The sequence below is a fragment of the Roseicella sp. DB1501 genome, assembly GCF_013112485.1.
GTDB lineage: Bacteria > Pseudomonadota > Alphaproteobacteria > Acetobacterales > Acetobacteraceae > Paracraurococcus.
On the sequence record NZ_JABFHG010000006.1, the window covers coordinates 188668 to 211283 of the forward strand.

Consider the following 22616-nt stretch of genomic DNA (forward strand, 5'->3'; position numbering starts at 1 on the left):
ATCGGGTGTTCGGGGCCAGGACAGGCAAGGGTTCCGGCCATGGCGTCCCGCATCCACCACCGCACCGCCCCCGGCGCGGTTGTCATCACCGGCGCCTCGGCCGGCGTCGGGCGGGCGACGGCGCGCGCCTTCGCGCGGCGCGGCGCCAACCTGGCGCTGATCGCCCGCAGCACCGAGGGGCTGGAGGCCGCGCGGCGCGAGGCCGAGGCCGCGGGGGTCCGCGCCATCGCCCTGCCGACCGACACCGCGGATGCCGAGGGCGTCTTCGCCGCCGCCGACCGCGCCGCCGCGCATTTCGGCGGCATCGGCACCTGGGTGAACGCCGCCATGGCGACGACCTTCGCCCCGGTGCACGCCACCTCGCCCGAGGAATACCGGCGGGTCACCGAGGTGACCTATCTCGGCTATGTGCACGGCACGCTGGCGGCGCTGCGGCACATGCGGCCGCGCGATGCCGGGACCATCGTGCAGGTGGGCTCGGCCCTGGCCTATCGGGCGATCCCGCTGCAATCCGCCTATTGCGCGGCGAAATTCGCCATCCGCGGCTTCACCGATTCCCTGCGCTCCGAGCTGCGGCACGAGGGCAGCGGGATCCGCCTCACCATGGTGCAGCTGCCGGCGGTGAACACGCCGCAATTCAACTGGGCGCGCAGCCACATGCCGCGCCGGGCGCAGCCCGTGCCGCCGATCCACCAGCCCGAGCCGGTGGCGGAGCGGATCGTCCAGGCGGCGCTGGCGGCGCCGCGCGAGCTCTGGGTGGGCGGCGCGACGGTGAAGGCGATCCTCGGCACCATGGTGGCGCCGGGACTGGTCGACCGCATCCTCGCCCGCCAGGGCTATGACGGGCAGATGACGCAGGAGCCGGAGCCGCCGGACCGGCCCGACAACCTGATGACGCCCTGGCCCGGCGACCAGGGGGCGCATGGCCGCTTCGATGCCCGGGCGCGGCGCCACGCCGCCGCGATCGATCCGGGCTGGCTGCGCGCCACGGCGGGTCTGGCGATCGGCCTGCTGCTGCCGCTGGCTTGGCGCGGGCTCACCGCGCCCGACGAGCCGGGGGCCAGGCCACGGATGAGGTAGGACGGCTGCCGCAGCGAAGGAGAACCGGCATCATGGCGACCACCCCGAGCATCAAGGTCTTCGGCCTCTGCGGCAGCCTGCGCCGCGGCTCGCTGAACGCCGCCGCCCTGCGCGCGGCCCGCGAGCTGGCGCCGCCCGGCATGGAGATCGCCATCTTCGAGGGGCTGCGCGAGATCCCGCCCTATGACGACGATCTCCGCCAGCAGGGCTATCCGCCGCCGGTGCAGGCGCTGCGCGACGCCATCAAGGCCGCGGATGCGGTGCTGATCGCCACGCCGGAATACAATTACTCGGTGCCGGGCGTGCTGAAGAACGCCATCGACTGGGCCTCCCGCCCGCCGGAGCAGCCCTTCGACGGCAAGCCGGTGGCCATCATGGGGGCGAGCCCCGGCGCCATCGGCACGGCGCGGGCGCAGTACCACCTGCGCCAGAGCTTCGTCTTCCTCAACGCCTTCGTGCTGAACCGCCCCGAGGTGATGATCGGTCAGGCGACCAGCCGCTTCGATGCCGAGGGCCGCCTGACCGACGAGAAGACGCGCGACTTCGTGCAGTCGCAGCTGGTCGCGCTGAAGGACTGGACCGAGCGGCTGCGGGGGTGATCCGCGGCGACCAGCCCCCCCGACGCTCAGTGCCCCGACCTCAGCCTACCGGCGCTCAGCCCGCGGCAAGGTCCGGCGTCGGGCCGCGCAGCACGCCCTCGATCCGCTCCAGCGCCCAATCCGCCTGGTCCCGCGTCAGGATCAGCGGCGGCGAGACGCGGATGGTATGGCCATGCGTGTCCTTGCAGAGCAGCCCGGCGCGGCGCAGCGCCTCGCACCAGCGGCGGGCGCCGCCGGCCTCGGGGTGCAGCTCGACCGCCAGCATCAGGCCGCGGCCGCGCGCCTCCCGCACCGGGCCGCCGATGCCGCGCAGGCCCGCCAGCAGATGCGCGCCGATCCGCGCCGCATTGCCCGGCATGTCCTCCTCGACCAGCACGCGCAGCGCGGCGCGCGCCACGGCGCAGGCGAGCGGGTTGCCGCCGAAGGTGCTGCCATGCTGCCCCGGCTGCAGCACGCCGAGCACCTCGCCGTTCGAGAGCACGGCGGAGACCGGGTAGAAGCCGCCCGACAGCGCCTTGCCGACCAGCGTCACATCCGCCTCGATCCCCTCATGCTCCTCCGCCAGCAGCCGGCCGGTGCGGCCGAGGCCGGTCTGGATCTCGTCCAGGATCAGCGTCACCCCATGCCGCGTGCAGAGCGCGCGCACCGCCGGCAGGTAGCCGGGCGGCGGGATGATGACGCCGGCCTCGCCCTGGATCGGCTCGATCAGCACGCCGACCGTGTTGGGCGTGATCGCGGCTTCCAGCGCCGCGGCGTCGCCGAAGGGCACGGCGCGGAAGCCGGGCGCGAAGGGGCCGAAGCCGCCCCGCGCCTCCGGATCGCTGCTGAAGCCGATGACGGCGGTGGTGCGGCCGTGGAAATTCCCGGTGCAGACGATGATCTCGGCCGCGCCCTCCGGGATGCCGCGCCGCTCGTAGCCCCATTTGCGCACCGCCTTGATGGCGGTCTCCACCGCCTCGGCGCCGGTGTTCATCGGCAGCACGAGATGCGAGCGGGTCAGCGCGCAGAGCTCCTCGAAATAGGGCGCGAGCTGGTCGTTGCGGAAGGCCCGCGAGGTGAGGGTGAGCCGGCCGGACTGCGCGACCAGCGCCTCGCGGATGCGCGGATGGCAATGCCCCTGGTTCACCGCCGAATAGCCGGCGAGGCAATCGAGATAGCGGTTGCCCTCCACGTCCCAGACCCAGACGCCCTCGCCGCGGGTGAGGACGACGTCGAGCGGGTGGTAGTTGTGCGCGCCGAGACGCTCCTCGACGCCGATATGGTCGTAGCGGAAGCTGGGCATGATGCTGTCGGGCATGGTGTCGTTTCCAGGGATTGGGGGCGCGGCGGGTTCAGCCCGCCGGCAGGGTGGCGAGCGCCTGCGGCGGCAGCGCCGGGGCGGTGCTGCGGTCGAGCCGCAGCGTCATGCAGAAGGCGGCGCCGCCGGAGAGGATGAAGGGCGCGAGGTCGAGCTCGGCCAGGCGGTAGCCACGCTCGGCGAGCACCGCCCGCAGCCGCGGCGAGGTGCGCGCCATCACCAGGTCGCGGCCGAGGGCGACGGCGTTGAGGCAGAGCAGCCCGGCCTCCTCCGCATCCGCCGCGATGCGCTGCGCCGGCGGGATACGCTCATGGATCGCGGCGAGGGAGGCCGGGGCGAAGGCGCCGGGATGATAGAGCAGCTCGCCGCCCGGCAACGGGCAGAAGCAGACATCGAGGTGGTAGAAGCGCGGCGAGACCAGCTCGAGCGGCACGACCTCCTGGCCGAAGAAGGCCGCGAGATGCGGGATGGCGGCGCGCAGCGAGCGCTGGCCATGGCCGGCCCAGAAATGCCCGCGCCCGGCATCCCAGAGGCAGTCGCCGGCGCCCTCCTGGTAGAGCCCCTCCGGCAGCTCGGCGACCTCGTCTAGCAGGCCACGCGCCTGCAGGCCGCGGAAGCCGGCGCGGAACCGCGCCTCCTCCGGCCGGCGCTCGGCGCAGGCGAAGCGGGCGAGCAGCGCCCGGCGGTCGAGCACCACGGCGGCGTTGGCGGGAAAGACCATGTCCGGCAGGCCGGGCGCGCCCGGCAGCACCTCCAGCCGGGCGCCGGCCGCGCGCAGCGCCGCGGCAAGGCCGGTCCAGGCGGCGCGGGCGGCGGCACGGTTCGCCACCGCGTCGCGGTGCCAATCCTCCGGCCGCATCCAGGGGTTGATAACATAATCGACCTCGAAATGCGCCGGGTCGGTCATGAGGATCGTCGGGGCCATGCGCTCTCCTGGCCCCAAGGGTCGGAAACGGGATCCGAAGCGGGCCGTCAGGCGACTATCCTGGCAAGCGGGAGCGCCAGCATTCCGCTCGACAATTGGCAATCCGCCGCCTCGAATCGGGCAGAATGCCAGGCCGGGCCGGCACTTCGCCAGGATGGAGGGGCATGGAGCTCGACGACACCGACCGCCGGTTGATCGCCCTGCTGCGCGACGATGCGCGCCGGCCGGCTTCCAGCCTGGCGGCGATGCTCGGCGTCTCCCGCGGCACGGTGCAGAACCGCATCGCCCGGCTGCTGCGGGGCGGCGTGATCCAAGGCTTCACGCTGCGGCTCGGCGCCGAGGCGGAGCGGGTGGGCGGCGGGGTGCGGGCCATCACCGCCATCGAGATCCGCGGCCGCAGCACGGCGGGGGTGCTGCGGGCGCTGCGCGGCTTCCCGGAGGTGCGGGCGCTGCACATGACCAATGGCCGCTGGGACGTGATCGCCGAGCTCGGCGCGGAGGGCCTGGAGGCGTTGGACGGGGCGCTCAACCGCATCCGGATGCTGGAAGGCGTGGCCAATACCGAGACCAGCATCCTGCTCTCGACCCAGAAAGGCTAAGCGCGCCGCCCACCCCGTCGAGGGCTCGCCGAAGCAGGCGGTCCCCAGGACGCCGCGAGCCGGCGTCCTGGGGAATGGGTCAGCCTTCGAGCTTCTCCAGCACCCGCGGCGGCGACATCGGCAGGGCGTAGAAGCGCTTGCCGAGCGCGTCGTAAACGGCGTTGGCGACCGCGGCGAGGGGCGGCACCAGCGGCACCTCGCCGACGCCGCGCACGCCCTGCGGGTGCTTCGGGTTGGGCACCTCGATCATCACCGTGTCCAGCATCGGCAGGTCGGAGCAGACCGGCATCCGGTAGTCGAGGAAGCCGGCATTCTCCACCCGGCCCTGCCGGTCGTAGATGTACTCCTCGTTCAGCGCCCAGCCGATGCCCTGCGCCGCGCCGCCCTGCATCTGGCCTTCCACGTAGCTCGGATGCACCGCCCGGCCGACATCCTGGAAGGAGGTGTAGCGCAGCACCCGGACGATCCCGAGATCGACATCCACCTCGACATCGCAGAGATGGGTGGCGAAGCCGCCTTCCGCGCCGGTGGTATTGAGCTGCACGCCCGCGCCGATCGGACCGCCCGTCTCGGTCGCCCGCGCGGCGAGCTCGGCCAGGCTGAGCGGCGGGAAGCGGCCGGCATTGTCGCTGACCGGCCGCGCCTCGCCATCCTCCCAGGCGACCGCCTCGGGGTCGATCTTCCAGATCTTCGCCGCCCGCTCCCTCAGGCTGGCGATGACCTTCTCGGTCGACTGCGTCACCACCATGGCCGAGGCGAAGAGCACGCGGCTGCCGCCCGTCAGGTTGCTGTAGCCGATCGTCGCCGTGTCGCCGATCAGCACCGAGATGCGCTTGTAGTCGATGCCCAGCAGCTCGGCGGTGATGTTGGCGATGGATGCGCGGGAGCCGCCGATATCCGGATGGCCGGTGGTGACGACGACGTTGCCGTCCTCGGTGATGTTCACCTGGGCGCTGCTCTCGCCGCCGGCATTGAACCAGAAGCCGCTGGCGACGCCGCGGCCGCGCCGCTTGCCGGGCGGCGCCTCGCCGAGCGGGGTCTTGTAGTGCGGATGCGCCAGCGCCGCCTCGATCGTCTCCATGAAGCCGATGCGGGGATAGACCGGGCCATGCGCCGCCTTGGTGCCCTGGCGCGCGGCGTTCTTCAGCCGCAGCTCCAGCGGGTCCATGCCCAGCGCCTCGGCGACCTCGTCGATCACGCACTCCACCGCATAGGCGCCGATCGGCGCGCCGGGGGCGCGGTAGGCCGCGACCTTGGAGCGGTTGCTGACCACGTCGAAGCCGGTCGAGACCACGTTCGGGATGGTGTAGGGCGCGAAGCCGCAGCCGGCGGCGCCGCGGATCGGCGAGCCGGGCAGCGCGCCTGCCTGCAGCCAGAAGGTGCCCTGCGCCGCGACCAGCCGGCCATCCTTCGTCGCGCCGATCTTCACCGTGCTCTTCGAGCCGGAGGTCGGGCCGGAGGCGCGCATCACCTCCTCGCGCGACATCACCATCTTCACCGGCCGGCCGGACTTCTTCGACAGGACCGTCGCTAGCGGCTCGAGATAGATGATGGTCTTGCCGCCGAAGCCGCCGCCGATCTCGGCCGGGATGGCGCGGATGTCGCTCTGCGGGATGCCCGTCAGCAGCGAGGTCATGGCGCGGACCATGAACTGGCCCTGGGAGGAGGACCAGATGGTGGTCTTGCCGTCGGCCGCGACGCTGACCAGGCAGGCATGCGGCTCGATATAGCCCTGATGCACCGGGCGGGTGGTGAAGCTGCGCTCGATGACGACGTCCGCCTCGGCGAAGCCGGCCTCGATGTCGCCCAGCCTGTGCTCCAGCTTGCCGGCGATGTTCGAGGGCTTGCCCTCGAAGCTGAGGAAGTCGTGCAGGATCGGCGCGTCGGGCTTCAGCGCGTCATCGATCTCGATGACATGCGGCAGCACCTCATACTCCACCTCGATCAGCCGCAGCGCCTCGGCGGCGATGGTCTCCGAGGTCGCCGCGACGGCCGCGATCGGGTGGCCGTGGAACAGCGCCTTCTCCCGCGCCATCACGTTGCGGCACATCCAGCGCATGTCCTGGATGCCGAGCATGACCGACTTGTCGAGCGGGAACTCGACGAGGTCCCTGTGCGTCACCACCGCCTTCACGCCCGGCAGCGCCTCGGCCTTCGCGGTGTCGATCGAGCGGATGACGGCATGGGCGTGCGGGCTGCGCAGCACCTTGCCCCAGATCATCCCGGGCATGGTGGTGTCGGCGGCATAGGCGGCGCGGCCGGTGACCTTCTCGGCGCCGTCGGGGCGGATCGTGCGCTGGCCGATCCACTTGTTCGTCATGTCGTTCATCGCACGGCCTCCGGCATCTCCGCTTTCGCCCCGCGCATCTCCGCCGCCGTCTCCAGCACCGCGCGGACGATCTTGTCGTAACCGGTGCAGCGGCAGAGGTTGCCGGCCAGGCCGAAGCGCACCTCGGTCTCGGTCGGGTCGGGGTTCTTGTCGAGCAGCGCCTTGGCGGCGACCAGCACGCCGGGCGTGCAGATGCCGCATTGCAGCGCCGCCATCTCGAGGAATTTCTGCTGCAGCGGGTGCAGCCCGTCGCCGCTCGCCATGCCCTCGATGGTGCCGATCTCGTGCCCCTCGGCCTCCACGGCCAGCATCAGGCAGGAGCAGACGAGGCGGCCGTCCAGCGTGATGCTGCAGGCGCCGCAATCGCCGGAGCCGCAGCCCTCCTTGCTGCCGGTGAGGCCGAGCGGGCCACGCAGCACGTCGAGCATGCTCTGCTGCGGCTCGCACAGGAACTCGACCGGCTCGCCGTTGACGGTGGTGGTGACGTGGATCTTCGCCATGGCTCAGGCCCTCCCGGCGCGTTCGGCGGCGATGGCGGCGGTGCGCCTGAGCAGCACGCCCGCCACCTTGGTGCGATAGGCGATGGTGCCGCGCTTGTCGTCGATCGGGCGGCAGGCGGCGCTGCAGGCGGCGGCGGCGGCGGCGAGCGCCTCCTCCTCCAGCCGGCTGCCGATCAGCGCCTCGGCGGCGGGCCCGACCAGCAGCGGCGTCGGCGCGACGGCGCCGAGGCCGACCCGGGCCGCCGTGACCTTGCCCCCCTCCAGCGTCAGGCTGACGCCGCAGCCAACCACCGCGATGTCCATCTCGGTCCGCGGGATCATGCGGAGATAGGCGTCGCCCGAGCCCGCCGGTCGCGGCGGCAGGGTGAAGCTCACCAGGATCTCGCCCGGCGTCAGGTTGGTCCGCCCCGGCCCGGCCGGCACCGCCTCGACCGGCATCTGCCGCCGCCCGTGCGGGCCCTGGACGGTCACCACCGCGCCGGCCGCGATCATCGCCGGCACGCTGTCCCCGGCCGGGGAGGCGTTGCAGAGGTTGCCGCCCGGCGAGGCGCGGCCCTGCACCTGCTTCGAGCCGATGAGGTTCACCGCCTCCAGCACGCCCGGCCAGGCCTTGCCGAAGCGGGGATGCTCGGCCAGCCGCGCGCCGGAGACGGCGGCGCCGATGCGGAAGCCGCCCTCCGGCGTCTCCTCGATCGTGGTCATCTCGGCGATCTTCTTGATGTCGACGATCACGCCGGGCCGCACCACGCCGGCGCGCATCTGCACGAGCAAATCGGTGCCGCCGGCCAGGATGCGGGCCGCCCCCGCAGCGGCGGCGAAGGCGTTCACCGCCTCGTCCAGCGTGCCCGGCGCCAGATATCGTATGTCCGTCATGCCTGCTTCCGTGATCGTTTCCATTGCGCCCTGTGGCCCGGCGGCAGGGCGTGGCGCGCCCGGCGGCGCCGAGGGGTCGTGACGGCAGGCTACGCCGGCCGGCCGGATGGGCAAAGCCCCCTTGGTCGGACGTCCGGCTGCCAGCCCCCTTTGGCCTAGCGTCCGGAATGAGACGCGGCGACTCGATCCGCTGCGATAGGCTCCGGCATCTGGCCAGGAGGCGACGGGCTGGCCCATCCTGCCGCCCGGCGGCCCTCCCGGCCGCTGAGCGGGAGCGCGCCATGGCCGAGCGGATACCCCTGTCGCTGCACGTGCCGGAGCCGGCGGTCCGACCCGGCGGCCGGCCGGATTTCCAGTATCTGAGCATCCCCCAGGCCGGCGCCGTCCGCCGCCCGCCGGTCGACGTGCCGGCGCATGAGATCCACGACCTCGCCTATTCCATCATCCGCGTCCTCAACCGGGAGGGCGAGGCGGTCGGCCCCTGGGATCCCGGCCTCGATGCCGAGGCGGTGAAGGCCGGGCTGCGCGCCATGCTGAAGACCCGTGCCTTCGACGCCCGCATGATGATGGCGCAGCGCCAGGGCAAGACCTCCTTCTACATGCCCTCGACCGGCGAGGAGGCGGTGGCCTGCGGCTTCCAGACGGCGCTCGAGAAGGGCGACATGAATTTCCCGACCTATCGCCAGCAGGGGCTGCTGATCGCCCAGGACTGGCCGTTGGTCGACATGATGTGCCAGGTCTTCTCCAACGAGCGGGACCGGCTGATGGGGCGGCAGCTGCCGGTGCTCTATTCGGCGAAGGAGGCCGGCTTCTTCTCCGTCTCCGGCAACCTCACCACGCAATTCGTCCAGGCCGTCGGCTGGGCCATGGCCTCGGCGATCAGCGGCGACACCCGCATCGCCGCCGCCTGGGTCGGCGAGGGCTCGACGGCCGAGAGCGACTTCCACGCGGCGCTGGTCTTCGCCTCGGTCTACCGGCCGCCGGTGATCCTGAACGTGGTGAACAACCAATGGGCCATCTCGGCCTTCCAGGGCATCGCCGGCGGCGAGAGCGCGACCTTCGCGGCCCGGGCGCATGGCTACGGCATCCCCTCGCTGCGGGTGGACGGCAACGACTTCCTCGCCGTGCACGCCGCCTCCTCCTGGGCGGCGGAGCGGGCGCGGCGCAACCTCGGCGCCACGCTGATCGAATGGGTGACCTACCGCGCCGGGGCGCATTCCACCTCGGACGACCCCTCGCGCTACCGGCCGAAGGAGGAATCCGATGCCTGGCCGCTCGGCGACCCGATCGAGCGGCTGAAGAACCACCTCATCGCCCTCGGCGCCTGGAGCGAGGAGCGCCACACCCAGCTCCGCGCCGAGATCGAGGACGAGGTGCTGGCGGCGGCGCGCGAAGCGGAGGGCTACGGCACCCTGCATGACGGCCCGAAGCCGAGCAGCGCCGCCATGTTCGAGGGGGTCTACAAGGAGATGCCGCGGCATCTGCGCGAACAGCGCCAGGAGCTGGGGGTCTAGCCATGCCGCGCCGCACCATGGTGGAGGCCATCCGCGACGCGCTCGACGTGATGATGGCGCGCGATCCCCGCGTCGTCGTCTTCGGCGAGGATGTCGGCTATTTCGGCGGCGTCTTCCGCTGCACCGAGGGGCTGCAGCGGAAATACGGCGCCTCGCGCTGCTTCGACGCGCCGATCTCGGAGACCGGAATCATCGGCGTCGCCGTCGGCATGGGCGCCTATGGGCTGCGCCCGGTCGCCGAGATCCAGTTCGCCGACTACATGTATCCCGGCTACGACCAGATCGTCTCCGAGGCGGCGCGGCTGCGCTACCGCTCGGCCGGCGAGTTCACCGCCCCGATGGTGGTGCGCATGCCCTGCGGCGGCGGCATCTTCGGCGGCCAGACCCACAGCCAAAGCCCGGAGGCGCTCTTCACCCATGTCGCCGGGCTGAAGACCGTCATCCCCTCCAACCCCTACGACGCCAAGGGGCTGCTGATCGCCGCGATCGAGGACGACGACCCGGTCATCTTCCTCGAGCCGAAGCGGGTCTACAACGGCCCCTTCAACGGCCATCACGACCAGCCCATCGTGCCCTGGGCGCGCCACCCGCTCGGCGAGACGCCGGACGGCCACTACGCCATCCCGCTCGGCCAAGCGGCGGTGCGGCGGGAGGGCGCGGCGGTGACGGTGCTCGCCTACGGCACCATGGTGCATGTCGCCGAGGCGGCGGCGGAGGAGACGGGCGTGGATGCCGAGATCATCGACCTGCGCAGCCTGGTGCCGCTCGATGTCGAGACCATCGTGCGGTCGGTGATGAAGACCGGCCGCTGCGTCATCCTGCACGAGGCAACGCGCACCTCGGGCTTCGGCGCCGAGCTCTCGGCGCAGGTGCAGGAACGCTGCTTCCACCATCTGGAGGCGCCGATCCTGCGCGTCACCGGCTGGGACACGCCCTATCCGCACGCCCAGGAATGGGACTACTTCCCGGGCCCGGACCGCGTCGGCCGGGCGCTCCGCGCCGTGCTGGAGGAGTGAGATGGGCACGCGCGTGGTCAAGATGCCGGATATCGGCGAGGGCGTGGCCGAGGCCGAGCTGGTCGGCTGGCACGTCAAGGTGGGCGACGTGGTGCAGGAGGAGCAGCCGCTCGCCGAGGTGATGACCGACAAGGCGACGGTCGAGATCCCCTCGCCGGTCGGCGGCACCGTCCTCGCCCTCGGCGGCGAGGTCGGCAGCCGGCTCGCGGTCGGCGGCGAGCTGCTGCGGATCGAGGTGCCGGGGGCGCCGGACAGTGCCGCCCCGGCGCCCGCCCAGGCGCCCCCCGAACGCCCCCGGGAGCCCCCTCGGGAGCGCCCCCAGGAACCCAGGACCGAGAGCCCCGCGAAGTCCCCCGAGGCGACGCCGGCCCGGCCGGCCGCGCCCGAGCCGCGTCCCGCGGCGCCGCCGTCCCCGCCGCGCCGGCCCGCCCCGGCGCCCCGCCCCGCCGGCCCGCCGCGGCCGCCGGGCGAGCGGCCCATCGCCTCGCCCGCCGTGCGGCAGCGGGCGCGGGAGGCGGGCATCGACCTGCGCCAGCTCCGCGGCAGCGGCCCGGCCGGGCGCATCCTGCACGAGGATATCGAGGCCTGGCTGCGCGACGGCGGCGCCGGCCCGGCGCCGGCCGGCCGCGCCGCCGATACCCGCATCGAGGAGATCCGCGTCACCGGCCTGCGCCGCCGCATCGCCGAGCGCATGGCCGAGGCGAAGCGCCGCGTCGCGCATTTCTCCTATGTCGAGGAGATCGACCTGACGGCGCTGGAGACGCTGCGGGCCTCGCTCAATGCCGAGGCCGGGGAGCGGCCGAAGCTCACCCTGCTGCCCTTCCTGATCCAGGCCCTGGTGCGCGCCGTCGGCGAGTTCCCGCAGATGAACGCGCATTACGACGACGAGGCGGAGGTGATCCGGCGGCATGGCGGCGTGCATGTCGGCATCGCCACGCAGACGCCGGGTGGCCTCGTCGTGCCGGTGCTGCGGCATGCCGAGGCGCGCGACCTCTGGGATTGCGCGGCGGAGCTGAAGCGGCTGGCCGATGCGGCGCGCGCCGGCCTCGCGGCACGGGAGGAGCTGAGCGGCTCGACCATCACCGTCACCAGCCTCGGCGCGCTGGGCGGCATCGTCAGCACGCCGGTGGTGAACCGGCCGGAGGTGGCGATCATCGGCGTCAACCGCATGGCCGTGCGACCGATGTGGATGGGCAACGCCGTGGTGCCGCGCACCATGATGAATCTCTCCTCCTCCTTCGATCACCGCGTCGTCGACGGCTATGACGCGGCGGTCTTCATCCAGCGCATCAAGGGGCTGCTCGAGATGCCCGCGCGCATCTTCATCGGGGGCTGAGATGGGCGACCTGACCGCGAAGCTCCTCGTCCTCGGCGGCGGGCCGGGCGGCTACACCGCCGCCGTGCGCGCCGGGCAACTTGGCGTGGACACCATCCTGGTCGAGCAGGGCAGCCTCGGCGGCACCTGCCTCAACATCGGCTGCATCCCGTCGAAGGCGCTGATCCATGTCGCGGCGGAATACGCCGCAGCGGCGGAGGCGGCGAAGGCCTCGCCCTTCGGGCTGCGCCTCGGCGCGCCGAGCCTCGACCTCGACGCGACCATGGCCTGGAAGGATGGCATCGTCGGCCGGCTGAATGCCGGCGTCGCCACCCTGCTGAAGGGCGCCGGCGTGCGCAGCCTGCAGGGGCGCGGCCGCATGCTCGACGGCAAGACCTGCCGGGTCGAGACCGATACCGGGCCGCAGACCATCCGCGCCGAGCACGTGCTGCTGGCCACCGGCTCGGAGCCGGTGGAGCTGCCCGCCCTGCCCTTCGGCGGCCGCGTCCTCTCCTCGACCGGGGCGCTCTCCCTCGCCGCGCTGCCGGAGCGCCTCGCCGTGGTCGGCGCCGGCTATATCGGCCTCGAGCTCGGCATGGCCTTCGCCCGGCTCGGCGTCCAGGTGACGATGGTGGAGGCGGCCGACCGTATCCTGCCCGGCTGGGATGCCGAGCTCACCCGGCCGGTGCTGCGCGCCATGGACCGGCTCGGCATGGCGCTGCTGACCGGCGCCGCGGCGCGCGGCCTCACCCCGGACGGCACGGCGCTGCGCGTCGCCACGGGCGATGGCGGCGAGCAGGTTGTGCCGACGGAGCTCGTGCTGGTCGCGGTCGGGCGGCGACCGCGGACGCAGGGTTTCGGTCTGGAGGGGCTGGACCTGACGATGGACGGCGCCTTCCTCCGCATCGATGCCCGCTGCGCCACCTCCATGCGCAATGTCTGGGCGGTGGGCGACATCACGCCCGGGCCGATGCTGGCGCATCGCGCCATGGCGCAGGGACATATGGTCGCCGAGATCGTCGCCGGGGCGCGCCGCGCCTTCGACGCGGTGGCGATCCCAGCCATCTGCTTCACCGGCCCGGAGGTGGTCTCGGTCGGCCTCGCCCCGGCCGAGGCGCGGCGGGCGGTGCCGGAGGTCCGGATCGGGCAGTACCCCTTCTCCGCCAATGGCCGGGCGCTGACGGAGGCGGAGGAGGAGGGCTTCGTCCGCGTCGTGGCGCGCGCCGACAGCCATCTGGTGCTCGGCATCCAGGCGGTCGGGGCCGGCGTCTCGGAGCTCGCCGCCGGCTTCGCCCTGGCGCTTGAGATGGGGGCGCGGCTGGAGGACATCGCCGCCACGGTGCATGCGCATCCGACGCGCGGCGAGGCGCTGCAGGAGGCGGCGCTGCGAGCGCTCGGCCAGTCGGCGCACGGCGTCTAGTAATCCCCACGAAGCCGCTGCGCGTCTTCGCGGGGGCCCCGCTCATTCGCTTCTGATCCCGGGCGCGTCACAGCCTGCCGCGGCGAAGCCGCGACAGGGCAACGAGCAGCGACGGCTTCGATGGGCGTTCCTGGCGCGGATCGCCCGGCGGTGTCCCATACCGGGCCGCCTTCCGGCCCGCTCCCCTCCCGCCGCCACGATTTGCGAATCATTCGCAACAAGTCTAGGTTGTCACCGGGCTGGGCGCGGGGCGCGCCGGCGTGCCGCCTGGGAGGACTTCGCTTGGGGGAGAAGGATAAGCTGTCGCTCCTCCAATACCTGGCCCGACGCCATGCGGCGCTGCTGGATCGCCTCAGCCGCCGCCTCGGCTCCACGGCGCGCGCCGCGGATGCCCTGCAGGATACCTGGCTGCGCGTCGGCCAGGTCGCCACCCTGCCGGAGGTGCGCGACCCGGATGCCTTCCTGCTCCAGGTCGCGGCCAATGTCGCGGCCGACCAGAGTCGGCGCGAGCAGCGCCGCCGGCTGGAGCCGCTGGAGATCGAAGCCCTGCTGGCCATCCCGGACGCGACCCCGGCGCCGGATGCGGTGCTGGAGGGCCGGGCCGAGCTGGCGCGGCTGCAGGAGGCGCTGGCGGCGATGCCGGCCCGGCGGCGCAGGATCCTGACGGCGGCCCGGCTCGAGGGCCTGCCGCATGCGGAGATCGCCGCCCGCCTCGGCATCTCGGTGCGCACCGTGGCCTATGAGATCGAGCGGGCCCTCGATCACTGTTCCGTGTATCTGGAGCGAAAGCCACGCTGAATTTGCAGTCCGCTTCGTGTCGCCGCGTCTTCCCGGTATGAGGCGGGTGGAACAGCAATCACCTTCGGGCTGCAGCATCTGGTTGTCCAGCCATGACTGACATGCCCGCATCGCCGGACGAGCTTCGCCGCGTGGCCCAGGCCTGGGTCGCCCGGCTCGCCTCCGGCGAGGCGACGGATGCCGATGCCTGGCAGGTCGCGGCCTGGCGGGCGCGCAGCCCGGCGCATGAGGCCGCCTTCCAGGAGGCGGCGCGGCTCTGGTCGCGCTTGGCCCCGGCGCTGCGGACGGGCGGCGCCCCGGCCCCCTTGCCGCTGCGGCGCAGCCTGGCGAACCGGCGCGGCCTCGTCATCGGCGCCAGCCTCGCCGCCTCGGTCGGCGGCAGCCTGGTGGTGGGGCGGCGGCAGGGCTGGCTGCCGGGCCTCGAGGAGCTGGACGCGGATCATCGCACCGGCACCGGGGAACGGCGGGTCCTCGCCTTGCCGGATGGCAGCCGGGTGGCGATGAACACCCGCACCAGCCTCTCCCTGCGCTTCACCGCGGAGGAGCGGCGGGTGCTGCTGCTCGGCGGCGAGGCGAGCTTCGCGGTGACGGCCGATCCGGGGCGGCCCTTCGTCGTCGCCTCCGCGGGGGGCGAGACGCAGGTCCTCGGCACGGTCTTCAACATCCTCATGGAGCCCGGCGCCGTCTCGGTGACCGATCTGGAAGGCCGGGTCGAGGTCCGCTCCTCGGGCGGTATGCAGCTCGGCCCGGGAGAGCAGGTCAGCTACGACGCGGCTGGCCTCGGGCCGCGGCGGCGGGTGGATCCGGTGGCCGTGTCCGGCTGGCAGCAGGGCCTGCTGGTCTTCCGCGACCGCAGCATCCGGTCGGTGGTGGCCGAGATCAACCGCTACCGGCCCGGCCATATCCTGCTGCTGAACGAGGCGGCGGCGGAGCGCCAGGTCAGCGGCGTGTTCCATCTCGACCGGCTCGACCAGGTGGTGACGCATCTGCTGCAGACGGCCGGGCTGAAGGCGCGCGCCCTGCCGGGCGACATCCTGATCCTGCGATAGTGTCCTGAGTGTCCTGCCCGCGAAGGTCGTGGGATGACCCACGACCGCGGCGGACCAGCAGGCCAATGAACACAGAGGCAAGCACCCCGCGAAAATCTTTCCCGACGGCTTGCAGTCCGGCTCAGCGGGAAACGTCCCCCCAATGGAAGGGTGCCGCTTCCACTCCGCAGCTTGGGACGGGTCGAGGGCTGAACTGTCGTGCCGATACGAATGATGCAAGGACGCTGCCGCCTGATGGCGGCATTGCTGGGCGGGATGGCGTGGTGCGCGCAGCACGGCGCCACGGCGCAGCCCGCCGCACCGGCCGCCGAACAGGGCGCGCAGATCCGCTTCAGCATCCCGGCCGGGCCCTTGGATCAAGCATTGACCGGCTTCGCCGCGGCAAGCGGCATCCAGCTCCTCTACGACAGCAGCCTGACGCATGGCCGCCAGAGCCCCGGCGCCTCGGGCGCGCTGCCGCCGCGCGAGGCGCTGCGGCGCCTGCTCGCCGGCTCCGGGCTGGAAGGGCAGTTCACCTCGCCGCAGGCGGTGATGCTGCGGCCGGTGCCGCAGCAGGGCTCGGCCGCGGACGGGTCCGTCATCCTGCCGGAGGTCAACGTCACGGCGGGGCTGCAGCAGCGCGCCTGGCAGCCAGTTCGCGGCTATGTGGCGGATGTCGCCGCCACCGCCACCAAGACCGACACGCCGATCCTGGAGACGCCGCAATCCATCTCCGTCGTGACGCGCGACCAGATGGACGACCAGCAGGTGCAGAATGTCGGCCAGGCGCTGCGCTACTCGGCGGGGCTCGAGGGCGAGTATCTCGGCGCCTATGGCAGCAATGACGAGGCCTATAGCCGCGGCTTCGCCATGGACTACTACCTGGACGGCATGCGCGTGCTGCACAATGCCGGGCCGGGCGCGGGCACCCAGATCGAGTCCTTCAACCTCGAGCGGATCGAAGTGCTGCGGGGGCCGTCCTCGGTGCTCTACGGCGCCGGCTCGCCCGCCGGCATCATCAACCTGGTGAGCCGGCGGCCCTCCGACCAGGCGGGCGGCGAGGTGCGGCTGCAGGCCGGCAGCCATGACCGGCTGCTCGGCGGCTTCACCTCGACGGGCCCGCTGAACGCCGACAAGACGCTGCTCTACCGCATGACCGGGGTCGGCTGGCAGGGCGGGACGCAGGTGGATGGGTCCCGGCAGCAGCGCCTCTCGATCTCGCCGGCCCTCACCTGGAGGCCGGACGACCGGACGAGCTGGACCATCATCGGCCAGTATGCCTACGACCCGGAAGGCGGCCTCTACAGCTACATCCCGGCGAGCGGCACCATCCTGCCGAACCCGAACGGCACGCTCGACCTGCGCCGCAACTACGGCGACCAGAACAGCTACAACAACACCCGCCGGCAATACGGCATCACCTCGCTGTTCGAGCACCAGTTCAACGACACCTGGACGGTCCGGCAGAATTTCCGGTACTACCACACGCGCAGCGTGCTGGACGGATATTACCCGCAGTTCTTCGCCGCCAACCAACGCAATCTACTGGGCGTCTACACGCGTCGGGGCATGGAGTATGACGGCTACACGGCCGACACGCATGCCCAGGCTCGCTTCCGCACCGGGCCGGTCAACCACACGGTGGTGGGCGGCTTCGATTACCAGGGCGCGAGTGGCGAGAACACCTGGTATTCCGACCGGACCCTCTATTCCTGCGACGTCTTCACCTACAATCCCTGCCCGCCGACGGGCGGCCCGCGCTACGGCAACCCCGTGCTGCGCAACACCCAGTCGCTGAATCGCTACGGCCTCTACCTGCAGGACCAGATCGCCTGGGGCGGCTGGCGGCTGCTGCTCGGCGGCCGGCAGGACTGGGCCGATTCGACGACGCGCAACCTGCTGAACAACGCCACGACCAAGATGGACGACAGCGCCTTCACCGGTCGTGTCGGCCTGCTCTACGCCTTCGATGTCGGCCTCTCGCCCTATGTCAGCTACGCGGAATCCTTCAATCCGCAGAGCGGCACCGATGCCGGCGGCAGCCCGTTCAAGCCGACGACCGGCCGGCAATACGAGCTCGGCGTCAAGTACCAGCCGCCGGGCTGGAACATGCTGCTCACCGCGGCGGTCTATGACCTGCGGCAACAGAACGTGCTGACGCCCGATCCCAACAACACGCTGTTCAGCGTGCAGACCGGCGAGATCCGCTCGCGCGGCGTCGACCTGGAGGCCAAGGCCAGCCTCAACCGCAACATCAACCTGCTGGCCTCCTACAGCTATCTCGACAACACGGTCACCCGCGCCAACGACGCGACGCAGGGCAAGCATCCGGTCTTGTTCTCGGCCCACCGCGCCTCGGCCTGGCTCGACTACGGCTTCCTGGAGGGCCCGGCGGAAGGGCTGCGGCTCGGTGCCGGCATGCGCTATCTGGGCCCGAGCTGGGGCGACACGGCGAACACGCTGCGCGTGCCCTCGGCCACGCTGTTCGATGCCCGGATCTCCTACGATCTCGGCGCATTGGGGCCGAGCCTGCAGGGGCTGACGGCGGTGGTGAACGCCACCAACCTGGCCGACAAGCAGTATATCCGCGGCTGCTACACCGAGGGGCAGTGCTTCGTCGGCCTCGGCCGCACCATCATCGGCACGCTGAGCTACCGCTGGTGACGCCGCCGCGCCCGGGGCCGGCAGCCCCGGGCGCCTGGCCGCTACTCCGCCTTGCCGGAGCGGTCCTCATGCACCTCCACGACATTGCCCTCGGGGTCGTGGAAGAAGATCTGCGCCCAGCCATTCATTGCCCAGGCCCCGTAATCCGAGAACTGGATGCCCTGCTGCCGCAGATGCGCCTTGAAGGCCTCGATGTCGTCGGTGCGAAAGGCGATGTGGCCGCGCTCGAGCGGGTTGATGACATGGCCGGTGCGGAAGCCGACATCGAGGTCGCGCTCCGCGAGATGCAGCTGCGTCGTGCCGTCGGTGACGAAGGCGACCTTGCCGGCATAGCCCTCCTGCGTCACCCGCGAGGCCTGCAGGCTGGGCTCCGTCTCCAGGCCGAGCACGGAGCGGTAGAAGGCGTCCATCTCGGCGACGCGTGTCGAGCAGAAATTCACGTGGTGCAGCTTGAGCTTCATGTCCTGGCGCTCCTCTCCCCCGGTGCCCGCGCCGGGCTGGCGCGGCTGCGGGAGGCAGTAGAGCGGATCGCCGCCGCGCATGCACGCCGGCTTACGGCGCGCCCTTGCCGCCCGCCGCCAGCGCCGCGTCGAAGAAGGGCGTGCCCTGCAATTCCGGCTCGGCGAAGGCCTCCAGCCGGGCGCGCATCACCGCGATGTCCTCGGCGAAGAGCCGCGCCGCGATGCGGTGCGCCAGCCGCTCCGCACCGACCGACACCCCCGGGATGTCGGAGGCGATGGCGCCGAGGCTGGCGAAGGCGGCATGGCTGAAGAGGTGGATGCGCGCGAGCGGCGCGGCATCGATCGGCTCGCGCGCCGTCAGCTCGAAGCCCTCGCCCAGCCAGGGGAAGGCCGCGAGATCGGGCCGCTCCAGCCCCGGCGGCGGCCGGTAGCGATCGCTCCAGCGGGCGATGCGCGGCGCCAGCGCCGCGATCTCCGGCATGGCGCCGGGATCGACCGCATAGCCGGTGCCGAGGATGAGGAAATCCGCCTCAGCCGCCCATCCCTCGCCGAGATCGAGCCGCACCGCGGCGCCGTCGCGCCGCGCCCCCAGCACCGGCGTGCCGAGATGGATGGCGAAGCCCGGCAGCCGCAGGGCGCGATGCACTGATTCATGCGGCGGCGGCGCCTGCAGGTCCTGCATATAGGCGAGGATCCGCCACTTCTCCTCAGGCGGCAGGCCGGCCCAGCCCTCGAAGAAGCCGGGATGCGCCGAGCCGCGCCCCTTGTTGACCTGCGGCAGCACCTTGCGGCGGACATACATGTCCACCCGCGCGGCTCCCTGCTCCAGCGCCGTCGCGGCATGGTCCCAGGCCGTGGGGCCGCCGCCGATCACCGCGATCCGCCGGCCGCGCAGGGCGGCGACATCGATCGGCGCGCCGCCATCCGCGGCGAGGTCGGGCCAGAGCGCGGGGTCCATCCCGGCCGGCCGGGCCGGGCCGCCGGTGCCGGCGCGGCCGGTGGCCAGCACGAGATGCCGGCAGAGCTGCACGCGCTCGGCGCCGCCCTCCTCGAGCACCGCCGCCAGCAGCCCCTCGCGCGGCTCGACGCGGCGCAGCGCGACCCCGTTCGCCGCCGGCAGGCGCAGCACGGCGCGGAGCCAGAGCAGGTAGTCCTGCCAGTCGGCATTCGGGATCTTGTACAGCCGCTCCCAGGCCGCCGTGCCGGAACGCGCCTCGTACCAGGCGCGGAAGGTGAGCGAGGGGATGCCGAGCGCGACGCCCGGCAGGTGCTTGGGCGAGCGCAGCGTCTGCATGCGCGCCGTCGTCACCCAGGGTCCCTCCTGCCCCGCCGGGGCGCGGTCCAGCATCCGGATGTTGCGCACGCCCTTGAAGGAGAGCGCGGCGGTGGCGGCGAGGCCGTACATGCCGGCGCCGATGACGAGCACGTCGAGCACCGGCTCGCCGGCGGGGCCGGTCAGCGTGGCGGGCCAATTGGCCGGCGGCAGGCCCAACAGGTTGAGGTCGCGGGCGACACACGCCGCATGCGCCGCGAGCCCCTCGGCATGGTCCGGCATGGTCAGCTCCCCGCGGCACGTCCGGTCCGCAGCATCGGCCGGATCGACAGGGGCGCAAGGGCCGCGTCGTCAAAAGCGCCCATCAGAACCGTCTCCGCCCGTTGCCCTGCCACGGCAGGCTGTGACCGGCCCTGGGCAGGAGGGGACTCCACGGCCCCCCGCAATGCCGCGAAGCGGTTTTGTGGGGAATGCTAAATCGGGCAGACGCCCGCGGCGCATTGCAGATGCGCGAGGTCGATCGCCTCGTGCAGCGCCGGGTCGCGCACACCCTCGACCAGGGCGGCGAAGCGGCCGGGCGAGACCTCCTCCTCCGGCAGGTACTCGTAGCCCAGCGCATGGTCCGGCCGGCTGGGCAGGATGGCGCAGCAGCGGATGCGCGGCTGGTGCTCCAACAGCATGGCGCGGAAGGCCTCGAGGTCGTGCCGGTCGGTATAGAGCTTCAGCGTGTAGGAGACCTGGTTGCCGCGCTCGGCGCCGATCCAGTGCCGCTCGAGCAGGGCCAGCCAGCGATACTGGTCCTCCGGCGCGGCCTCCGGCGCCGTCACCAGCCGCTTGCCGAGGCCGAGGCGCTGGATCAGCGGCAGGGTCGGGAAGCCCACCACCGCCATGCCGGGGAAGCTCTGCAGGCCGCGCACCGGATAGCCGCGCGCCTCGTACTCGGTCAGCAGCGGATCGCTGTCGGCGGCCCAGCCACCGCCCTCGCGGCTGCCCTTGAACTGCACCCAGCGGAGATATTGTCGCCGCGCCGGCAGATGCGCGCCCTCGGTCAGGCCGAAGAGCTTGCTGGTGGTGCCGGCCGGCTTCACCGTGGTGACGGTGGCCGGGGCGGCGAGGCCAAGCTCCTCGGCATAGGCCATCGCCTCCGCCTTGGCCGCCTCGGACAGGCGCCCGAGCATGGCCCAGAAGGGCGCTGAGCGCGCCTCGTCCAGCAGCTCGGCGAAGCCGAGGCCCCAGCGCATCCAGGCCCATTCATGCAGCCCGGTCGGACCGATGCCCATGCGGTTGGTTCGACGGACCTCCTCGGCATAGAGCGCGTCCATCAGGTTCGCCCGCATCAGGAAGCGGACGCCGAGGCGGATGCTGTCCTCCACCCGCGCATCCCAGACGGCGGCGAGATCCGGCGGCACCTGGCCGGGCGTGACCTCGGCGAGATCGACCGGGCAGGCCAGCAGCGGCGCGACATCGGCGATGACGCAATAGCCGCCGGTGACGTGCAGGGTGATCTCGCCGCAGGGATTGGTCGTCGCCGGGAACTGCGCGCCCTGCGCGCGGCGGGAGAGCTCGGCGAGCAACGGCACGGCATGGTCCGCCTGGTAGCGGGCGGAACGGACGTCGCGCCCGTCCTCGTGCACCGGCTTGGCCCAGGCGCTGCCGGTGCGATGGTCTTCCAGCCGGTCGCCATTGATGAAGCCGGGCTCGCCGTTGATGAAGGCGCAGCGCGTCGCCTCCTCGAAGACGGTGAGGGCGTGGCGGTGCAGCGGCGCCTCGCTGCCGGCGCGGGCGGCGCGCACGCCCTCCCAGAAGGCGGCATCGACCATGACGGAGTTGTTCGCCGTCCACAGCCCGCCCTCGGCCTTGGCGCGGATGAAGCGGAGGATGCCCGGGTCGCGCCAGGATTTGGTCGCCATGCGCGCCGCCCGCCGGGCGCCCCCCACCTGCACCTCGACCGAGAGGTAATGGTCGACCAGCAGCGCCTGCTCCCAGGGCGCCAGCGCCGCATCCCCCGCCGCGCCGCGCCGCGCCGGCTCGATCACCTGCCGCCGCAGATTGGCGAAGCCGCGGATCAGCGAGAGGGGCCCCGAGGCCGGCCGCCCCTGCATGCCGCCGATCGGCGCGCCGCGCGGCCGGATGGCGCCGAAGTCGAGCAGCAGGGTGCGGTCGGCGGCGCCGGCGAAGGCAAGGCTCTCCAGCAGCTCGACCGCCTTGCCCCAGCCCTCGCGGCTGTCCTCGATCCGGTGCCGGATCGCATCCGGCGGCAGCGCAGCGCCGCTCCAGAACTCGCGCGCGATCCAGGACCGAACATCCGCCTCCTGATCGGCGGTGAACTCTTCCAGTCGGCTGCCCCAGGGCAGCAGCGCGAATTCCAGGCCGAGGCGGTGCAGCGCGGCGCGGTCCCGTGGCCAGTCGGGATGCGCGGGGTCGAGATGCAGCAGCAGCCGCGGTGCCCGGCCCCAATCGACGGCGATCAGCTCGTCGTCATAGGCGCGGCCAACGCCGCTGCCGTTCAGCAGCAGGTAGAAGAGCGTGAAGGAGGCATTGGCCGTGGCGCAATTGGTGAAGACCTCCATGTTCCGCCCCGGCTGCGTGGCATCGCCGTGCTGCAGGTGCCGGCCAGAGGTCAGCAGGGCGCCGGTGGCGATGGCGTTGCGCAGCCGCGCCCGCTCCACCGGATCGGCCGCCTCGCCCAGCAGCGCCATGTTGCCCGCCGCCACCCGATCCGCGACGCGGCCGAAATCCTCGCCATCCCCGGGGCGGAAGACGGTGCGGCGCGCCACGGCGAGGCCCATGCCGGGATCGAGCGCGCGCGCCGGCAGCGGCGCCGTGCCGAAGCTGGCGCCGGGGGCCGGGGCGTGGCGGGCCCGCAAGGGGCCGGGCAGGGAACCATCCATCATCGCGCCTTCCAGGTGGCCGGCGGCAGGTCCG

18 protein-coding genes are annotated in these 22616 nt (G+C 72.6%); 10 read left to right on the top strand and 8 right to left on the bottom strand.

The genetic code is table 11. From position 1 onward, the window contains the following. Window positions 1-39: 39 nt before the first annotated feature. Window positions 40-1080 (top strand): SDR family oxidoreductase, encoded by a 1041-nt coding sequence (locus tag HJG45_RS13665; protein ID WP_171612676.1) that lies wholly within the window; start codon window positions 40-42, stop codon window positions 1078-1080. A 32-nt stretch (window positions 1081-1112) separates the two neighbouring features. Then, window positions 1113-1679 (top strand): NADPH-dependent FMN reductase, encoded by a 567-nt coding sequence (locus HJG45_RS13670; RefSeq protein ID WP_171612677.1) that lies wholly within the window; start codon window positions 1113-1115, stop codon window positions 1677-1679. A 55-nt stretch (window positions 1680-1734) separates the two neighbouring features. Here the strand turns inward: HJG45_RS13670 and rocD are convergent, their stop codons facing one another. Continuing rightward, window positions 1735-2976, bottom strand: coding sequence for an ornithine--oxo-acid transaminase (gene rocD, locus HJG45_RS13675; protein ID WP_302479755.1), 1242 nt, complete (start codon window positions 2974-2976; stop codon window positions 1735-1737). Window positions 2977-3010: 34 nt separating this feature from the next. Continuing rightward, a complete protein-coding gene (locus HJG45_RS13680) occupies window positions 3011-3901 on the bottom strand; it encodes a dimethylarginine dimethylaminohydrolase family protein (RefSeq protein ID WP_171612678.1) in 891 nt (296 codons plus the stop codon). A 164-nt stretch (window positions 3902-4065) separates the two neighbouring features. Between HJG45_RS13680 and HJG45_RS13685 the strand changes: the two genes are divergently transcribed. Continuing rightward, on the top strand, window positions 4066-4500 hold the full coding sequence (locus HJG45_RS13685) for an Lrp/AsnC family transcriptional regulator (RefSeq protein ID WP_171612679.1): 435 nt from the start codon (window positions 4066-4068) through the stop codon (window positions 4498-4500). A gap of 79 nt (window positions 4501-4579) precedes the next feature. On the opposite strand, the gene HJG45_RS13690 is transcribed toward HJG45_RS13685, so the two are convergent. Genes HJG45_RS13690 through HJG45_RS13700 form a run of 3 tightly spaced genes read right to left on the bottom strand, consistent with a single transcriptional unit; the run spans window position 4580 to window position 8202 of the window. Then, window positions 4580-6829: a xanthine dehydrogenase family protein molybdopterin-binding subunit gene (locus HJG45_RS13690; protein WP_171612680.1), complete on the bottom strand. Its 2250-nt coding sequence runs from the start codon at window positions 6827-6829 to the stop codon at window positions 4580-4582. Continuing rightward, the gene (locus HJG45_RS13695) at window positions 6826-7329 is read right to left on the bottom strand and encodes a (2Fe-2S)-binding protein (protein ID WP_171612681.1); all 504 of its coding nucleotides are present in this window, start codon (window positions 7327-7329) and stop codon (window positions 6826-6828) included. The genes HJG45_RS13690 and HJG45_RS13695 overlap by 4 nt, the downstream gene beginning before the upstream one ends. Window positions 7330-7332: 3 nt before the next feature. Beyond that, window positions 7333-8202, bottom strand: coding sequence for a xanthine dehydrogenase family protein subunit M (locus HJG45_RS13700; RefSeq protein ID WP_174890465.1), 870 nt, complete (start codon window positions 8200-8202; stop codon window positions 7333-7335). Between the two features lie 281 nt (window positions 8203-8483). Here HJG45_RS13700 and HJG45_RS13705 point away from each other — a divergent pair, with 281 nt between their 5' ends. From HJG45_RS13705 to HJG45_RS13735, 7 genes are all read left to right on the top strand, one after another. Continuing rightward, window positions 8484-9716 (top strand): 3-methyl-2-oxobutanoate dehydrogenase (2-methylpropanoyl-transferring) subunit alpha, encoded by a 1233-nt coding sequence (locus HJG45_RS13705; protein ID WP_171612682.1) that lies wholly within the window; start codon window positions 8484-8486, stop codon window positions 9714-9716. A 2-nt stretch (window positions 9717-9718) separates the two neighbouring features. Continuing rightward, the gene (locus HJG45_RS13710; RefSeq protein ID WP_171612683.1) at window positions 9719-10732 is read left to right on the top strand and encodes an alpha-ketoacid dehydrogenase subunit beta; all 1014 of its coding nucleotides are present in this window, start codon (window positions 9719-9721) and stop codon (window positions 10730-10732) included. A gap of 1 nt (window position 10733) precedes the next feature. Then, on the top strand, window positions 10734-12068 hold the full coding sequence (locus HJG45_RS13715; protein ID WP_171612684.1) for a dihydrolipoamide acetyltransferase family protein: 1335 nt from the start codon (window positions 10734-10736) through the stop codon (window positions 12066-12068). 1 nt (window position 12069) lies between these two features. Further along, window positions 12070-13467 carry a dihydrolipoyl dehydrogenase gene (lpdA, locus tag HJG45_RS13720; RefSeq protein WP_171612685.1) on the top strand — a complete coding sequence of 466 codons (1398 nt, stop codon included), beginning with the start codon at window positions 12070-12072 and terminating at the stop codon, window positions 13465-13467. 282 nt (window positions 13468-13749) lie between these two features. Next, window positions 13750-14265, top strand: a complete 516-nt coding sequence (locus tag HJG45_RS13725; RefSeq protein ID WP_171612686.1) for an RNA polymerase sigma factor — start codon at window positions 13750-13752, stop codon at window positions 14263-14265. 92 nt (window positions 14266-14357) lie between these two features. Then, on the top strand, window positions 14358-15314 hold the full coding sequence (locus tag HJG45_RS13730; RefSeq protein ID WP_171612687.1) for a FecR family protein: 957 nt from the start codon (window positions 14358-14360) through the stop codon (window positions 15312-15314). Window positions 15315-15548: 234 nt separating this feature from the next. After that, window positions 15549-17957, top strand: a complete 2409-nt coding sequence (locus HJG45_RS13735; protein ID WP_171612688.1) for a TonB-dependent siderophore receptor — start codon at window positions 15549-15551, stop codon at window positions 17955-17957. 41 nt (window positions 17958-17998) lie between these two features. Here the strand turns inward: HJG45_RS13735 and HJG45_RS13740 are convergent, their stop codons facing one another. The 3 genes from HJG45_RS13740 to HJG45_RS13750 all read right to left on the bottom strand — a co-directional run bounded on the left by HJG45_RS13740 (window position 17999) and on the right by HJG45_RS13750 (window position 22582). Then, window positions 17999-18499, bottom strand: coding sequence for a VOC family protein (locus HJG45_RS13740; RefSeq protein ID WP_254452506.1), 501 nt, complete (start codon window positions 18497-18499; stop codon window positions 17999-18001). Between the two features lie 10 nt (window positions 18500-18509). Further along, entirely contained in the window at window positions 18510-19973 is a 1464-nt protein-coding gene (locus HJG45_RS13745) for an FAD-dependent oxidoreductase (RefSeq protein ID WP_171612689.1), read from the bottom strand. A 191-nt stretch (window positions 19974-20164) separates the two neighbouring features. Next, window positions 20165-22582, bottom strand: a complete 2418-nt coding sequence (locus HJG45_RS13750) for a recombinase (protein ID WP_171612867.1) — start codon at window positions 22580-22582, stop codon at window positions 20165-20167. Window positions 22583-22616: the final 34 nt, after the last annotated feature.

Coding starts and splice junctions, on each gene's coding strand:
- HJG45_RS13665 (WP_171612676.1), top strand. CDS start 40: ATGGCGTCCCGCATCCACCACCGCACCGCCCCCGGCGCGGTTGTCATC.
- HJG45_RS13670 (WP_171612677.1), top strand. CDS start 1,113: ATGGCGACCACCCCGAGCATCAAGGTCTTCGGCCTCTGCGGCAGCCTG.
- rocD (WP_302479755.1), bottom strand. CDS start 2,976: ATGCCCGACAGCATCATGCCCAGCTTCCGCTACGACCATATCGGCGTC.
- HJG45_RS13680 (WP_171612678.1), bottom strand. CDS start 3,901: ATGGCCCCGACGATCCTCATGACCGACCCGGCGCATTTCGAGGTCGAT.
- HJG45_RS13685 (WP_171612679.1), top strand. CDS start 4,066: ATGGAGCTCGACGACACCGACCGCCGGTTGATCGCCCTGCTGCGCGAC.
- HJG45_RS13690 (WP_171612680.1), bottom strand. CDS start 6,829: ATGAACGACATGACGAACAAGTGGATCGGCCAGCGCACGATCCGCCCC.
- HJG45_RS13695 (WP_171612681.1), bottom strand. CDS start 7,329: ATGGCGAAGATCCACGTCACCACCACCGTCAACGGCGAGCCGGTCGAG.
- HJG45_RS13700 (WP_174890465.1), bottom strand. CDS start 8,202: ATGACGGACATACGATATCTGGCGCCGGGCACGCTGGACGAGGCGGTG.
- HJG45_RS13705 (WP_171612682.1), top strand. CDS start 8,484: ATGGCCGAGCGGATACCCCTGTCGCTGCACGTGCCGGAGCCGGCGGTC.
- HJG45_RS13710 (WP_171612683.1), top strand. CDS start 9,719: ATGCCGCGCCGCACCATGGTGGAGGCCATCCGCGACGCGCTCGACGTG.
- HJG45_RS13715 (WP_171612684.1), top strand. CDS start 10,734: ATGGGCACGCGCGTGGTCAAGATGCCGGATATCGGCGAGGGCGTGGCC.
- lpdA (WP_171612685.1), top strand. CDS start 12,070: ATGGGCGACCTGACCGCGAAGCTCCTCGTCCTCGGCGGCGGGCCGGGC.
- HJG45_RS13730 (WP_171612687.1), top strand. CDS start 14,358: ATGACTGACATGCCCGCATCGCCGGACGAGCTTCGCCGCGTGGCCCAG.
- HJG45_RS13735 (WP_171612688.1), top strand. CDS start 15,549: ATGGCGGCATTGCTGGGCGGGATGGCGTGGTGCGCGCAGCACGGCGCC.
- HJG45_RS13740 (WP_254452506.1), bottom strand. CDS start 18,499: ATGCGCGGCGGCGATCCGCTCTACTGCCTCCCGCAGCCGCGCCAGCCC.
- HJG45_RS13745 (WP_171612689.1), bottom strand. CDS start 19,973: ATGCCGGACCATGCCGAGGGGCTCGCGGCGCATGCGGCGTGTGTCGCC.
- HJG45_RS13750 (WP_171612867.1), bottom strand. CDS start 22,582: ATGGATGGTTCCCTGCCCGGCCCCTTGCGGGCCCGCCACGCCCCGGCC.